Source organism: Budvicia diplopodorum (assembly GCF_009800925.1).
Taxonomy (GTDB): domain Bacteria; phylum Pseudomonadota; class Gammaproteobacteria; order Enterobacterales; family Enterobacteriaceae; genus Budvicia; species Budvicia diplopodorum.
On the sequence record NZ_WOYF01000001.1, the window covers coordinates 139,256 to 153,867 of the forward strand.

Genomic DNA, 14,612 nt, shown 5'->3' on the forward strand with positions numbered 1-14,612 from the left:
TTAACTGATTATGGATATAACTCTGATTAACGCCATTGATTATCAAAAAGGTTTAACCCATAAAAATGGTTTGCAGCATCTTTAGACTCAGCAAAATTAATAGCCCGGCAAACACTTTCTTTAACGTACCTACAGGCAATTTATGCGCCAAACTAGCACCAACCGGCGCCGTGAAAAAGCTAACAACAGAGATAAGAATTACGGCAGGGAAATAAACATAGCCAACGCTATAGTCAGGCGTATTTGATGCACCCCAACCGTTAATCATATATCCGATACTTCCAGCAAGAGCAATCGGCATACCTACCGCCGCAGAAGTACCAATAGCTTGCTGTATTCGCACGTTACACCATGTCAGGAATGCGACAGTCAGCGAACCACCACCGATTGCCACCATTGCAGAAATCCCGCCGATAGATAATCCGGCTAGCGATATCCCCACCGTTCCGGGTAATTGACGGCTAGGTTTAGGCTTTATATTCAAGATCATTTGTAAAGCAACATAGGCCATAAAGCAGGAGAAGAAAATACCGAGCACGGTTGTTGGTAATAGTGCGGCTACCCACGTCGCCAATAGTGTTCCAATCAATATTGATGGCGTTATTTTCCACACCACCGGCCATAGCACGGCCTGATGGCGATGATGTGCACGTAGGCTAGAATAGGCAGTTACAACAATTGAGGCCATTGACGTACCCAGAGCCATGTGGACTAAATGCTCTTGAGCAACGCCTTGAGCTGCAAACAATGCCGTTAAAATGGGGACCATGATCCCACCGCCGCCAATTCCTAACAGCCCGGCCATAAACCCAACGACGGCACCTAACATTAAATACGCCAAAATCCATTCAATATCCATTGAATACCCTTTGTGAAAAATTAACTGAACGCGTTCTAATTCTTGAATCTAGTGAGAGATATGAAACCCGCTAAGGTTGCCCATTGCAAACAAAATTTTATAGTTTTTAACACCAATTAGTCAGTTGCTTACATCAAACGTCAGCCTATTATATTCATCGCACTTTATGATAAATGCGTTGGCTATTCTGGCCCTATGCGCGGAGGCTTACTAACGACAATAATGGGGATTTCCAACCTGTTAGCCGGTAACGGTAATCGCACCGCATGAGAAGAGATAATTCAGAATAATATACGGCAAAGCGTAATAACTTAGAAATAGCAGATATCACTCCCGCCCCAAAGAGCGGGAATGACTAAACTATCAAAATATTTAGTGCTCTAGCATCTCATGAACGAGTTGCTCTTTACTTAATGAGTATGGGTAATATGTTGGCCAGTTATCCATTTGTTTTAGCATTTTATCGTGGGGTTCATTACTCATATAAATATGAAAATGAGAAGATTTATGAGGTTCGATAATATGATCGCTAAACTGAACGTATTTAGGCGCTTTTGAACTACTATCTTTGCAGTCAAATAAATAACGAACGCCTTTCTTTCCTGAAGCGTAATTTAATATCTTGAAGCCCGAATAGGTATATTTACAAGAATCTACTTCCCCGCGCGAATGGAATTCTATGACACCATTCTCAATTCCAATCATATCAACGTCGGTCGCATAGCCCTTTTTATAATACGCTCTATATTCCTCAACGGTTTTATCCTTATTGTTCTTTGCTTTCTCAGCTAATACCGGATCCAAGTCTCCATTGAGTAAGTAAGGATTAAGCGATTGCCATACGCCATCCCAGTCACTAAGGCTGCGGTCTTTGGCATCTTTATCATCAAAAACACCTTTACTTGCTTTAAGCGCTTTCTCCGATTGATTATGACCATGATCGTGTGAATTAGCAGCCACAGACTGAAAGCTGATAAGCAGGAAACAAGCGCTAAATACCATTGCTGGTAAACGGTAAAACGTTCTATTCATAACTTCATCCTATAAATGAAAAACAACGGTGAAGATATGTTATAACATAACATTAAATAATATTACCAGATATTTTGACGTGGCTTGGAACAGGGCTACAGAGGGCTGCTAATGAAGGGAAAGGCGGTGATTCTTGGTGAAGTTTGTTTATTACCGAGCACCGCCATTAAGCGTTCAAAGTCGTAAGTGACGGTTTTATTTTTAATCGCCCCTTCCATTCCTTTAACAATTAAGTCGGCCGCTTCAAACCAGCCCATATGGCGCAGCCTCATAAAGAGCGAAGAAATTTAACTCATTGATAAGTTTTACTATTAAGGCAATAGATTACTGAGTTAAGCGCCTTTTTATTGACATTTAAAACCCTTCATTATTAGTAAGATACAATTAGTTTTGCAGGAGATTTTTCTGCAACTTTAGTCATTACTCACCAACTATAAAGATAAGTCCTGCTTACCTTGAGCCATCGTTTGCTGGATAAGCTCTTCAACAGTGGGTTGTACCGACTCTTGAAATAATGCTTGCTGTACTTCACTATTTTCAGCAAACCCTTTGATGCGGGGATCTTGACGTAAATAGGCGGGAGTATCGAGATTGCTGTACTCTTCTTCTGGGGAAGTTTTCGGTTCAATTAGTCTTCTGATTGATTTGAATTCCAGTGGCCCGGCTTGCTTGCTCCGCCAAGCCGCCAGCAGCCATACCTCCCAATCCTTCATTTATCACTCCTTTCATCAAATCCTGGTTAGGATTGGCGTCTTGAAGAGAATAGTTTTCAGCCATTTTAGATAATGTTGATTGTGGCAATTCTTCTAAAATACCTTCAACAACAGCTCCTTTCATAAATCGCTGAATAAATTTTTGACTTGCCTTGCCCGCTAAAATCTTGGCAATGACTTTATCACCTTGACCACCGAACATAGCAGTAGCTGCCTGATTCATCCTTCAATTTCGTTGTATTCGAAAGCGTGCTGGTCCTAATGGCTGGCAGGGTAAAAAATACGGCATTCTGAATAAAGAAACTTGGCGCGAAGATTTAGCAAGGGGATTTAGCGAGGCGTTCCGAGTGCTGAAAAACGGCGGAACATTAATTTTCAAATGGAATGAGATACAGATTAAAACCGGTGAAATTTTGACACTCACTGACCGAAAACCGGCGTTTAGCCACTTATCTGGTAAACGCTCTGATACTCACTGGATTTGCTTTATTAACGACTCACCGGCCCATTAGGAGTACAGCAATGAGCGTATGTTTTCAGTAATCCGTTTTGAAAACTAGTTAAATACGCTTTCGAGAATAGCATTAACAACTAGAGTCGTAGCGGCTACAAGAACTAAATCATTACCAACCATATACCAATCATATCCTGGGTAATGAGGTAAGCCGCCTAACATGTTTGCTGGGACCATTTTTTTAGCAATACCGGGTGGCAATGGCTTGCCTCTCGCTAGATTTTTAGCGATTCCTGGAGGCAGAGACTGATAGCCGGTCAAACCATAGGTTACAGCTAAGCCTCTGGCCTGATCTACGGAAATAGTAATGCTTGTCGGACTACCGTCAGAGTGGCCATTTACTTTATTTGAATTACCCTTATTGCCTTTATTACCTTTATCGCCCTTCTCTTTATGCCCTTGCTGCTTTTGACTATTACCATTTTGATGGCCTTTTCCATTGCCGCCCGGGTCAGCGATTACCGATGATGAGAGCAAGATTAAAGACGCAATAGCAACAGATAGTCCTACCGTTATTTTGTTGTTCATTTTCAAAATTCTCATCAAGCAATATTACCTACAAATATAGTTCATTTTTATTAACACAACATTCTTTAGTTTGGGTTAATAACATCAAGGATATCTAGCATGAATAATAAACTCAGCATTAATCCTAAACAAATATTAGGTCATAAGAGTCAACGTCAGACAGATAGATATGATGACATTCGTGACAAGAATTGGATAAAAATCACTCACAGATCCGTATGAATTTCATACAGTTTTGCAGAAGAATTTTGCAGGAGAACTTTTCTTAGAGTGAAAAAACAATCGGAGACCGAAGCCCCCGAAGATTTTATCAATACCGAAAAATTACATATTATCGATAATGTCCTGACCAAACTCACTACATTTCCGTAGCTTAGCGCCATCCATTAAACGCTCAAAGTCGTAAGTGACGGTTTTATTTTTAATCGCCCCCTCCATACCTTTAACAATTAAATCGGCCGCTTCGAACCAACCCATATGGCGCAGCATCATCTCAGCGGAGAGGATAACGGAACCCGGGTTCACTTTATCCTGACCGGCATATTTAGGCGCGGTGCCGTGGGTAGCTTCAAACAGTGCGCAGTCGTCGCCAATATTGGCTCCCGGGGCAATACCGATTCCACCAACCTGAGCCGCTAATGCATCAGAAATGTAGTCACCGTTCAGGTTCATAGTAGCAATTACGTCATATTCGGCAGGACGCAACAGGATTTGCTGTAAGAAAGCATCGGCGATAACGTCTTTAATCACGATGTCTTTGCCAGTTTTAGGATTCTTGATCTTCACCCACGGGCCGCCGTCAATCAGCTCACCGCCAAACGCCTCTTTCGCTAACTGATAGCCCCAGTCTTTGAAAGCGCCTTCAGTGAACTTCATGATATTGCCTTTGTGTACCAACGTTACCGATTCGCGGTCATTCACAATGGCATATTCAATTGCCGCTCTGACTAAACGCTTCGTCCCCTGCTCTGAACATGGTTTGATACCAATACCGCATTGCTCAGGGAAACGGATTTTCGTCACGCCCATCTCTTCGCGCAGGAATTTAATCACTTTATCGGCTTCTACCGTGCCCGCTTTCCACTCTACGCCAGCATAAATGTCTTCGGCGTTTTCACGGAAAATAACCATATTGGTTAATTCTGGCTGTTTTACCGGGCTTGGGGTGCCTTCATAATAGCGAACCGGACGCAGGCAGATATAAAGGTCTAGCTGCTGGCGAAGCGCAACGTTTAAAGAACGAATGCCTCCGCCAACCGGCGTAGTTAAAGGGCCTTTAATTGCAACGCGATATTCACGAATTAGTTTGAGAGTCTCTTCCGGTAGCCATACGTCTTTACCGTATACGTGGGTAGACTTCTCGCCGGTATAGATTTCCATCCAAGAGATTTTGCGCTCACCGCCATAAGCTTTCTTTACGGCCTCATCAACAACGTCAATCATCACAGGTGTTACATCAACACCAATGCCATCACCTTCAATATATGGGATGATAGGATCGTGCGGAACTGCGAGTTTACCATTGGTATCAACCGTGATTTTTTTACCTGCGGTCGGAACAACAACTTTGCTTTCCATCAAACTCTCCTCTGAGGACATGTTTGTTAATTTTTTGTAAGATGCTTAAAGATATTACTTCAATACTGAAAGTCCGCCAACCAAAAACTTTTTCAACTATAATGGTTTAACGATTCAACACGCAAAATCACATGTTAAAATTAGCAATTAAAAAAAATTCTGCCAATCTGAACAGAAAAAAAACCAAAAGCCGCGAATCTAAAGGCCCGACGCGTATCATTCTGTTTAATAAACCTTATGATGTGCTGCCTCAGTTTACCGATGAAGCGGGCAGAAAAACCCTAAAAGACTTTATTTCACTGCCGGGGGTGTATGCCGCCGGGCGATTAGATCGTGACAGTGAAGGCCTTTTGGTACTGACCAACGATGGAAAACTTCAGGCACAGTTAACACAACCGCAACATAAAACCGGCAAAGTTTATCTGGTTCAGGTGGAAGGCATTCCCAACGAAGCAGCGTTGGTTCAGTTGAGAAACGGCATTACCTTAAACGATGGGCCGACCCTACCAGCGGGAGCGGAAACGATCGCAGAGCCTGAATGGTTATGGCCTAGGGATCCGCCGGTCAGGGAAAGAAAATCGATTCCTACCGGTTGGCTTAAAATCACCCTGTATGAAGGGCGAAACCGTCAGGTCCGTAGAATGACGGCGCACGTGGGTTATCCTACATTGCGCTTAATTCGTTACAGTGTGAATAACTGGACGCTTGACGGTCTGGCCCCCGGAGAATGGAGAGAGATCGAACATGGCTGATACTCAATTTAAACCCCACGTTACGCTGGCCTGCGTTGTTCAGGCTGAAAATAAATTTTTGATGGTTGAGGAACGTATAAACGGTCGCCCGACGTTAAACCAGCCAGCGGGCCATTTAGAAGCCGACGAGACTCTGCTTCAGGGAGCTCAGCGAGAGCTGTGGGAAGAGACCGGCATATTTGCATCGCCTCAATCTTTATTGCAGATTTATCAGTGGATTGCCCCGGACAAAACGCCGTTTATTCGCTTCACTTTTGCTATCGATCTGCCGGAAATCGTAGCGACTCAGCCTAACGATAGTGAGATAGACCGCTGCCTGTGGCTCAGCTATGACGAAATTGTCAATGCGCCCAATCTTCGTTCACCACTGGTACGACAAAGCCTACTGCGCTACCGGCAGCCACAGCGTTACCCCTTGTCATTATTAGAAACTTTTGAATGGCCGGAAAACCTGTTGCCTTAGGCGATGCGTCTGCGCCAGCAACGTGCTAAAATCCTGCGTTGTTATTCATTACCTGTTTCATTGTTACCTGTTTCATCTTTAGCCTTAACGATACGCGAGAGCCCCATGTCAGAGAATAACCAGAAAAAAGTCATTGTCGGAATGTCCGGCGGCGTTGACTCCTCCGTTTCAGCCTATTTGCTTTTACAACAAGGCTATCAGGTGGCCGGTTTATTTATGAAAAACTGGGAGGAAGATGATTCAGACGAATACTGTTCAGCCTCTGACGATTTGGCCGATGCCCAGTCCGTTTGCGATAAATTGGGCATTGAGCTGCACACCATTAATTTCTCATCCGAATATTGGGACAACGTATTTGAGCACTTCCTTGCCGAATATAGGGCTGGTCGTACGCCTAATCCCGATATTCTGTGCAATAAAGAGATTAAGTTTAAAGCCTTTCTCGAATTTGCCGCTGAAGATTTAGGCGCAGATTACATAGCAACCGGTCACTACGTTCGTCGCCAAGATGTTGACGGTAAAAGCCGCCTGCTGCGCGGCGTTGATACCAATAAAGACCAAAGCTATTTTCTCTATACGTTAAGCCACGAACAGGTTGCCCAAAGTCTGTTTCCGGTGGGTGAATTAGAGAAACCCGAAGTCCGTCGTATCGCCGAGCAGCTAGATCTAGTCACGGCAAAAAAGAAAGACTCAACCGGAATATGTTTTATCGGTGAGCGTAAATTCAAAGACTTTCTTGCCCGCTATTTACCCGCACAGCCGGGCAAAATTGTGACCGTCGATGGCGAAACCATCGGGCAACATCAGGGCCTGATGTATCATACTTTAGGCCAGCGTAAAGGCTTAGGCATTGGCGGTTTGAAAGACGGAGGAGAAGATCCTTGGTACGTCGTCGATAAAGATCTAATTAACAACCGCCTTATTGTTGCACAGGGCCACGACCACCCTAGCCTGTTCTCGACCGGACTGATCGCGCAACAGCTACACTGGGTCGATAGGCTGACCGTTAATCAACCATTCTGCTGCACGGTAAAAACTCGCTATCGGCAACAGGACGTATCCTGTACCGTAACTCCTCACGGTGATGACCGTATCGAAGTTCGCTTCGATGAACCGGTTGCCGCGGTAACGCCGGGGCAATCCGCCGTTTTCTATCAAGGTGAAGTTTGTCTTGGTGGTGGTGTTATCGAAGAACGCTTAAAGGATTAATCGTGGCTAAAAACTATTACGATATTACCATTGCGCTGGCGGGCGTTGCTCAGTCAGCCCGTTTAGTACAGCAGCTTGCCCATGACGACCAATACAGTCATGAAGCGCTCTCTATCTCATTAAAAAGCATTTTAATCACCGATTCCCCGTCTACGCTCTCCGTTTTCGGATTGGAAAAAGATCTGCGAATGGGGCTAGAAAGCCTGCAAAGCGCATTAACCGATAACCGACAGGGGTTAAGCGCTGAACTGACGCGATATCTATTAAGCATCATGGTGCTAGAACGTAAACTATCGGCCAATAAACCGGCGTTAAACGAGCTATCTTCACGTATCAGCCAGCTCGATCGCCAGTTAGCCCACTTTGACGTGGAATCCGAAACCATTACCAGCGCGCTGGCAGCGATCTACATCGATGTTATCAGCCCTATAGGGCCAAGAATTCAGGTCACCGGTTCACCCGATGCATTGCAACGACCGCTGGTACAGGCAAAAGTCCGAGCCGCGCTTTTAGCCGGAATACGTGCTGCGGTACTATGGCAACAGGTTGGCGGCAGCCGTTTACAGCTTATGTTTTCACGCAATCGCCTGTTGCAACAGGCACAGAAAATACTTGCCCATAGTTAAATTATCAGACTTCAGGAGTCTTACTGATGGAATTATCTTCACTGACCGCCGTATCCCCGATTGATGGACGTTACGGTGATAAAGTCAGCGCATTACGCGCTATTTTCAGCGAATTTGGTTTGCTAAAATTTCGCGTTACGGTAGAAGTTCGCTGGTTGCAGAAGTTAGCAGATTGCGCAGAAATTAAAGAAGTTCCGCTTTTTAGCCGTGAAGCAAACGTTTTCCTTAACCATATCGTCGACAACTTTAGCGAAGCCGATGCTCTGCGGATTAAAGCTATCGAACGAACAACCAATCACGATGTGAAAGCGGTTGAATACTTTTTAAAAGAAAAAGTGGCCGCTATTCCTGAGCTGCACGCGGTAAATGAATTTATTCATTTTGCCTGCACCTCCGAAGACATTAATAACCTGTCCCATGCACTGATGCTGAGCACTGCCCGTCAGGAAGTACTCATTCCAGCATGGCGTAACATTATTGATTCGATTAAAAAGCTGGCCAGCCAGCATCGGGATATCCCCCTGCTCTCCCGCACGCACGGGCAACCGGCAACGCCAACAACCGTTGGTAAAGAGCTGGCTAACGTGGCATACCGTATGGAACGTCAGTATAAGCAACTGACCCAGGTCGAAATTTTAGGTAAGATCAACGGCGCGGTTGGCAACTACAACGCCCACATCGTTGCCTATCCTGAAGTCAACTGGCACCGGTTCAGCGAAAGTTTTGTGACATCGCTGGGTATCAGTTGGAACCCCTACACCACGCAAATCGAACCTCATGACTATATCGCAGAGCTGTTTGACTGCATCGCACGTTTTAACACCATTCTGCTGGATTTTGACCGTGATATCTGGGGTTATATTGCTCTGAACCACTTCAAACAAAAAACCATTGCTGGCGAAATCGGTTCATCTACCATGCCGCATAAGGTGAACCCGATTGATTTTGAAAATTCAGAGGGCAATCTTGGCCTGTCGAACGCCATTCTTGGCCATTTAGCCACCAAGCTACCGGTTTCACGCTGGCAGCGCGATCTGACGGATTCAACCGTACTGCGTAACCTTGGCGTTGGTCTGGGCTATGCGCTGATTGCTTACCAGTCCACCATGAAAGGGCTCAGTAAGTTAGAAGTGAATGAAGGCAACTTGCGTAACGAACTCGACCATAACTGGGAAGTTCTGGCGGAGCCTATTCAAACGGTGATGCGTCGCTACGGTATTGAAAAGCCTTATGAAAAGCTGAAAGAGCTGACCCGAGGCAAACGCGTAACGGCCGAAGATATGCAGGTATTTATCGATGGTCTGGCACTTCCCGACGCAGAAAAAGTACGCCTGAAAGCCATGACGCCAGCCAACTATATCGGCTATGCCACATCAATGGTCGATGAACTGAAATAATATTACGCTTACCGTTTCCACAAAAAAACGCGCAGTTAGCGCGTTTTTTATTGCAACTTATCGAACCGGTATCAGAGGCTAGCCGCTGGCCCCGTAAAGAAAATACCGACAATCAAAGTATGAACCACTAACCCGACCAACAGTGGAATCGCCGTTCTTTTGACCACATCAAACGGCGACAGCTTCGCTCCGCTAGAAACGGCAATCACCACGCCGGAAACCGGTGACATTGCCCGCCCCATATGAGAAGCCTGTTGCATAGGCAGAATCATTCCCACCGGATTAACGCCCATACTATGGGCAATTTGAGGGATAAGCTCAACAAAGGCCAGGAATGGCGCATTGCCGGAGCCCATAATAATAGCGGCAGCAAGCGTAACGATAGCAAACACAATTGCCATGGCAAACGGAGGTAGCCCAACGTGCTGAGCCATCATAATCAGTTGATCAATAGCGCCGATAACTTTAATGCCGTGCGCAAACACGCCGGCGGCAACTAACAGCCCGACAACGCCGGTAAATGCGCTGCCCATGCCCTTCAAAAACTGATTAAACCCGTCACAAACCTGTTTGAAATTTCTGGTGCGTAGAGTTTCTATCAACATACAGACAAACATACAGATCAAAACAATCGTAACAACGTCTAGATTAATATCTTTAACGAACAGCTTAGAGAAAACGATCGCCATGATAATCGGCAACATCGGCAGCAAGGCATAAAAACCGGGTGCGCCTTTACCTTCACTGACCTGCTCGTCTTCTTTCCCCAGCTCCGCGAGGATCCCCAATTTACGATCGCAGTGACGCTGCCAGAATACGTGAGTAATACCCACGGCCAGTACGGTGGCAATGGCGGCCGGCCCCTGAAACGACAGCACGTAGCCAACCACGTCTTTTCCCATACCGACGGCATCGGTAGCGCGAATGGCATCTACCGCCATTGGCGTATAGGCCACGCCAAGCGAAGTCGCAATCACGCCCGCAGCAGAAGCAGGTGACAGACCAAGACCGATCATTATCGGGAACATCGTCCCCATCAGTAATACGGCAAGCCCCGTGGCAGAAGGAATTGCCAGTTGAAGTGCGCTGGCCAGCAGGAAAGAAAAGAACAGCAAAATATAGGGTGAACGTAATGATTTCAGCGGCCGGGTAGCTACCCGAACAACGGCTTCATTGGCGCCGATATGGTCCATGTAATGGGCGAAGCCCATCAGGGCCATAATCATTAATCCTAAGTCGGCTGCGCGAGTACTGAATAAATCCCGCATCACTTCAAAGATATCAAAAAAGGTGATGCCGGTGGTTTTCAGGCTCTTGGGTAAAATAGTACCCCAGCCAAATATCATGGTGCAAATCATCAAGACTATACCGGCAGCAAAAAGTACCGGTTCAGCTTTATAACCTTTTAATATCAGCCGTGCGACTACCACAATAACCAGTAGAGCAATAATAACCTGAATCATACGTTCCCACCGTTGGCAAAGCGATCGTGTGTCAATTTGACGACTTCAACTAACACATCGCTGGCAGCTCTAAGAGACTTCACCGGCAGGTATTCATAGATAGAGTGAAAATTATGTGCGCCAGTAAAAATATTTGGACAAGGTAAACCGTTCTGAGACAACGCAGCACCGTCATATCCGCCGCGCATTGGCGTCACTTTGGGTTCAATACCCTGATTACGATAGGCCTGAACCGCAATATCAATAGGATAAGCGGAGTCACCCTGCAGGCTATTGAACACATTGGCATAGCGATCGGCTAGTTTACATTTGATGCTATCGGCGCCCCATAGGGCCGCACAGCTTTCAGCCAGCGTGGCTAAGAATTTCATCCGGCTTGAATAGCCTTCTTCGGTGAAATCCCGCACGTCCATCTGTAGCACCGTTTTAGCACTATTGCCCTGCATCTGTTTAACCCAATAATAACCTTCACGGCCATCGGTATATTCCGGCGCTTCGCCGCCCGGTAGCATTGAAATGAATTTATGCGCCATCAGCAGTGAGTTTTTAAGCTTACCTTTGGCCGACATCGGGTGGGCAGATTGTCCGGTAAAGATAATTTCGGCGTCTCCGGCGTTCCAGTTTTCATACACCAGTTCACCGATACCACAGCAATCCAGCGTATAGGCAAAGTCAGCGCCAAAGCGCTTCACGTCAAACACTTTGGAACCTCGTAGCCCTTGTTCTTCGTCGGGAACCAGACCGACTTTAACCGGCCCGTGCTTGATTTCAGGGTGCTGTAATAAATACTGGATTGCATTGACGATAGACGCGATGGCCGCTTTATCATCGGCGCCAAGCAGGCTGGTGCCGTCAGTGACAATAATGTCGTCACCGATGTAATCATTCAGTTCAGGAAACTCACTCTGACGTAAAAAGATCTGTTTTTCTGCATTAAGGCAAAGATCGCCGCCCTGATAAGGCAATATTTGCGCGTTAGTATCGTTGGTTTGCTCGGCGCTGGTATCAAGATGACCAAAAAATGCAACGGCAGGCAGCGGGTAATCCACATTACTCGGCAGCGTGGCGGTGACGATCGCCTTTTCACTAACCTGTACATCATCCAGCCCTAACGCTTTAAGTTCATCCGCCACTTTATTAGCCAGAACCCGTTGCCCTTCAGACGAGGGCATTATGCCAGCAGCGCCTTTTTCTCTATTCGTTGTTGTATTAATTTTAGTGTAGGAAATGAACCGCTCGACAATATCCATGGATATTTACCTTTGATGCTGAATGAAAAGAATTTCTGTCACATTAACATAGCGAAATAAATGGGTTAATAATATGCTTCCAAATAGTTGCTATTACTATTTATGCGATAATAGCAATCGTTTACTTTAAATTTCATTGAATTAGCTCACAATAATAATTATTAATTCAAATAACATCCTGACGATACAGAAAATATATATCTATTCTGCCGGTCATGAACGGTCCATTTAACTTACCCACCCACTATCACCTCGGGTTTGAATATCCCGGAGAACCGGGATCTCGCCCGGTTAGCAAAACGAGCGATCGCCGCCGTCAGCAAGCGATTGCCTGTTATAGTTAAAGGTGATGGTGCTAAACTAACGGCCTGACTCGATATTTTTGTATCACCGCTTATTGCATTAGCTTTGCCTGAAGATCGGACGTCCGGTTAATGTCACGTATAGGAAAAAAAATGGGTTTGATATCAGATTTATTTCAGGCGCTTATTCATCAAGACTTCAAAACCTTGGCCAATCCAGAGTTTCTTTGGGCAATTTATGGCGTTCTATTTCTCACTATTTTTCTTGAAAACGGTTTATTACCTACCGCATTTTTACCCGGTGATAGCCTGCTGCTGCTTTCCGGTGCGTTAGTTGCTCAGGGTTCGCTTCATTTTGCGCTAACGCTTATTGTGCTTACCGCTGCCGCGGGGTTGGGCTGTTGGTTTAGCTATCTTCAGGGAAAATGGTTAGGTCGAACAAAAACGGTGCGAGGCTGGCTGAATAAGATCCCCGCCAACTATCATCAGCGTACCCATCAGCTATTTCACTACCATGGCTTCTTTGCCCTACTGATTGGCCGTTTTCTTGCCTTTGTCCGAACGCTATTACCAACGATTGCCGGGCTATCCAATATGGATCCTAAGCGCTTTCAGATATATAACTGGCTTAGTGCTATTCTGTGGGTCGGGGTTGTTACCGGATTCGGCTATTTGGTCAGTATGACGCCATTGTTTAAACACTATGAGCGTGGAATGATGACAGGATTAATGATTTTGCCTATCGTGCTTCTGGTCGGTGGTTTGATTGGCTCAATCATAGTGATACTGAAAAAGAAATCCTCTAAATAACAAACGGGAAGTTTTTAACCTTCCCGCGCTGATAATGTTCTTATTTATAATCGCTTACGCAAAGCGTCATCGGCGCTAAACCACCAGAGCTCAGGCGCTTTTTGCGGAGAAAACCGCACCTGATAAGCATTTTTAGGCGGTTCAAGCTTCCAACGAGAGCGACGTTCCTTTTTCACTACTAAAAACCGACGCCACCCCATGCTCTTTATGGCTCGGTTTTCCAGAACCCAGGCAACAGACGCTGACAAAGGTAAACGGGTATAAACATCTTCAACGCTGATATCACAGATACACACGGAGGGATTCCCTTCTTTCAATAATAAATGCTAACACTACAATACGGTCTGTTTCACGGACTAAGACATGGGGCATGATCCTAACCAGCATCCGAACAAAATACAATATGCAATCTCTTCAGAAACGGCCAACGCAGCATCGTTTGGCGATAACACCGGCAAAATGAAGGAATAACCGTTAGCGCCGTACAGACAACGGCTAGATTTGGTTCTCAATCGCGGCACTACAGCCAGAAAAGAACACGCTAATTGCTTCATCGTAATTCAGCTCTTTAAGCAAAATTGCCCGTTTAAATACCCTTTCAGACCCGGATTGATCTTTCCACGACCACCGTACCATCAGCGTATTTTTGTCTGGCTCAATGTCTACCAAAACGCTGGCTTTCAAATTCACCTGCTGTGCACACCGTATAAAATCAGTAACGTCCATACTATCCTCAAATGGTAATACTCATATACATTGAGCCACCCAGCCAGTACCAATCACCAAATGTTAACATAAGCATCATCTGGCAGTAGTATCGTTACGGACATAGCCCATTATTAGCTCTGATGTTTAACTACAGCGTGTTGATGAACGTTGAAAATCTCAAGTTTATGCAGGATGACGGTGCTGGCCTACCGAGATGAACCGGTGTGAGGCTTGTTGATAAAATTGGGGCACAAAAAAACCACCTTAAGGTGGTTTGTTGCTAAATCTGCTGCTGAATTCAACCAGCTTTATGGTGCCCGGGGCGAGACTTGAACTCGCATGGCGTTGCCGCCGAGGGATTTTAAATCCCTTGTGTCTACCGATTTCACCACCCGGGCATATCTAAAA

At 45.6% G+C, this 14,612-nt stretch carries 16 protein-coding genes, 1 tRNA gene and 1 pseudogene; 6 read left to right on the top strand and 12 right to left on the bottom strand.

Annotated features, from left to right (window positions below; genetic code table 11):
- Window positions 1-52: 52 nt before the first annotated feature.
- The 7 genes and pseudogenes from GVI43_RS00615 to icd form a co-directional block, all read right to left on the bottom strand.
- Entirely contained in the window at window positions 53-859 is an 807-nt protein-coding gene (locus GVI43_RS00615; RefSeq protein WP_159564379.1) for a sulfite exporter TauE/SafE family protein, read from the bottom strand.
- Between the two features lie 372 nt (window positions 860-1,231).
- Entirely contained in the window at window positions 1,232-1,891 is a 660-nt protein-coding gene (gene zinT, locus GVI43_RS00620) for a metal-binding protein ZinT (protein WP_159564381.1), read from the bottom strand.
- A 95-nt stretch (window positions 1,892-1,986) separates the two neighbouring features.
- Window positions 1,987-2,178: pseudogene (locus tag GVI43_RS15825) on the bottom strand (hypothetical protein); the annotation flags it as partial.
- 144 nt (window positions 2,179-2,322) lie between these two features.
- Window positions 2,323-2,604: a hypothetical protein gene (locus tag GVI43_RS00630; RefSeq protein WP_159564383.1), complete on the bottom strand. Its 282-nt coding sequence runs from the start codon at window positions 2,602-2,604 to the stop codon at window positions 2,323-2,325.
- Window positions 2,516-2,827, bottom strand: a complete 312-nt coding sequence (locus GVI43_RS00635; RefSeq protein ID WP_159564385.1) for a hypothetical protein — start codon at window positions 2,825-2,827, stop codon at window positions 2,516-2,518. Before GVI43_RS00635 ends, GVI43_RS00630 begins: the two co-directional genes overlap by 89 nt.
- 333 nt (window positions 2,828-3,160) lie before the next feature.
- Window positions 3,161-3,646 (bottom strand): anti-virulence regulator CigR family protein, encoded by a 486-nt coding sequence (locus GVI43_RS00640; RefSeq protein ID WP_159565047.1) that lies wholly within the window; start codon window positions 3,644-3,646, stop codon window positions 3,161-3,163.
- 324 nt (window positions 3,647-3,970) lie between these two features.
- On the bottom strand, window positions 3,971-5,224 hold the full coding sequence (gene icd, locus GVI43_RS00645) for an NADP-dependent isocitrate dehydrogenase (RefSeq protein WP_159564387.1): 1,254 nt from the start codon (window positions 5,222-5,224) through the stop codon (window positions 3,971-3,973).
- Window positions 5,225-5,355: 131 nt separating this feature from the next.
- On the opposite strand from icd, the gene rluE reads away from it, so the two are divergent.
- From rluE to purB, 5 genes are all read left to right on the top strand, one after another.
- On the top strand, window positions 5,356-5,976 hold the full coding sequence (rluE, locus tag GVI43_RS00650) for a 23S rRNA pseudouridine(2457) synthase RluE (protein WP_159564389.1): 621 nt from the start codon (window positions 5,356-5,358) through the stop codon (window positions 5,974-5,976).
- A complete protein-coding gene (locus GVI43_RS00655) occupies window positions 5,969-6,439 on the top strand; it encodes an NUDIX hydrolase (protein ID WP_159564391.1) in 471 nt (156 codons plus the stop codon). Before rluE ends, GVI43_RS00655 begins: the two co-directional genes overlap by 8 nt.
- A gap of 105 nt (window positions 6,440-6,544) precedes the next feature.
- On the top strand, window positions 6,545-7,648 hold the full coding sequence (gene mnmA, locus GVI43_RS00660) for a tRNA 2-thiouridine(34) synthase MnmA (RefSeq protein WP_159564393.1): 1,104 nt from the start codon (window positions 6,545-6,547) through the stop codon (window positions 7,646-7,648).
- Window positions 7,649-7,650: 2 nt separating this feature from the next.
- Window positions 7,651-8,274, top strand: a complete 624-nt coding sequence (gene hflD, locus GVI43_RS00665) for a high frequency lysogenization protein HflD (RefSeq protein ID WP_159564395.1) — start codon at window positions 7,651-7,653, stop codon at window positions 8,272-8,274.
- A gap of 26 nt (window positions 8,275-8,300) precedes the next feature.
- Window positions 8,301-9,671 (top strand): adenylosuccinate lyase, encoded by a 1,371-nt coding sequence (gene purB, locus GVI43_RS00670; protein ID WP_159564397.1) that lies wholly within the window; start codon window positions 8,301-8,303, stop codon window positions 9,669-9,671.
- Between the two features lie 71 nt (window positions 9,672-9,742).
- On the opposite strand, the gene dcuC is transcribed toward purB, so the two are convergent.
- Window positions 9,743-11,134, bottom strand: a complete 1,392-nt coding sequence (gene dcuC, locus GVI43_RS00675; RefSeq protein ID WP_159564399.1) for a C4-dicarboxylate transporter DcuC — start codon at window positions 11,132-11,134, stop codon at window positions 9,743-9,745.
- The gene (gene pepT / locus GVI43_RS00680) at window positions 11,131-12,384 is read right to left on the bottom strand and encodes a peptidase T (RefSeq protein ID WP_159564401.1); all 1,254 of its coding nucleotides are present in this window, start codon (window positions 12,382-12,384) and stop codon (window positions 11,131-11,133) included. The genes dcuC and pepT overlap by 4 nt, the downstream gene beginning before the upstream one ends.
- Window positions 12,385-12,839: 455 nt before the next feature.
- On the opposite strand from pepT, the gene GVI43_RS00685 reads away from it, so the two are divergent.
- Window positions 12,840-13,496, top strand: a complete 657-nt coding sequence (locus GVI43_RS00685) for a DedA family protein (RefSeq protein WP_159564403.1) — start codon at window positions 12,840-12,842, stop codon at window positions 13,494-13,496.
- 44 nt (window positions 13,497-13,540) lie between these two features.
- Here the strand turns inward: GVI43_RS00685 and GVI43_RS00690 are convergent, their stop codons facing one another.
- The 3 genes from GVI43_RS00690 to GVI43_RS00700 all read right to left on the bottom strand — a co-directional run bounded on the left by GVI43_RS00690 (window position 13,541) and on the right by GVI43_RS00700 (window position 14,602).
- Complete coding sequence (locus GVI43_RS00690; protein ID WP_159564405.1) at window positions 13,541-13,792, bottom strand: hypothetical protein; 252 nt, start codon at window positions 13,790-13,792, stop codon at window positions 13,541-13,543.
- Between the two features lie 199 nt (window positions 13,793-13,991).
- The gene (locus tag GVI43_RS00695; RefSeq protein ID WP_159564407.1) at window positions 13,992-14,222 is read right to left on the bottom strand and encodes a hypothetical protein; all 231 of its coding nucleotides are present in this window, start codon (window positions 14,220-14,222) and stop codon (window positions 13,992-13,994) included.
- Window positions 14,223-14,515: 293 nt separating this feature from the next.
- Window positions 14,516-14,602, bottom strand: a tRNA-Leu gene (locus GVI43_RS00700).
- Window positions 14,603-14,612: the final 10 nt, after the last annotated feature.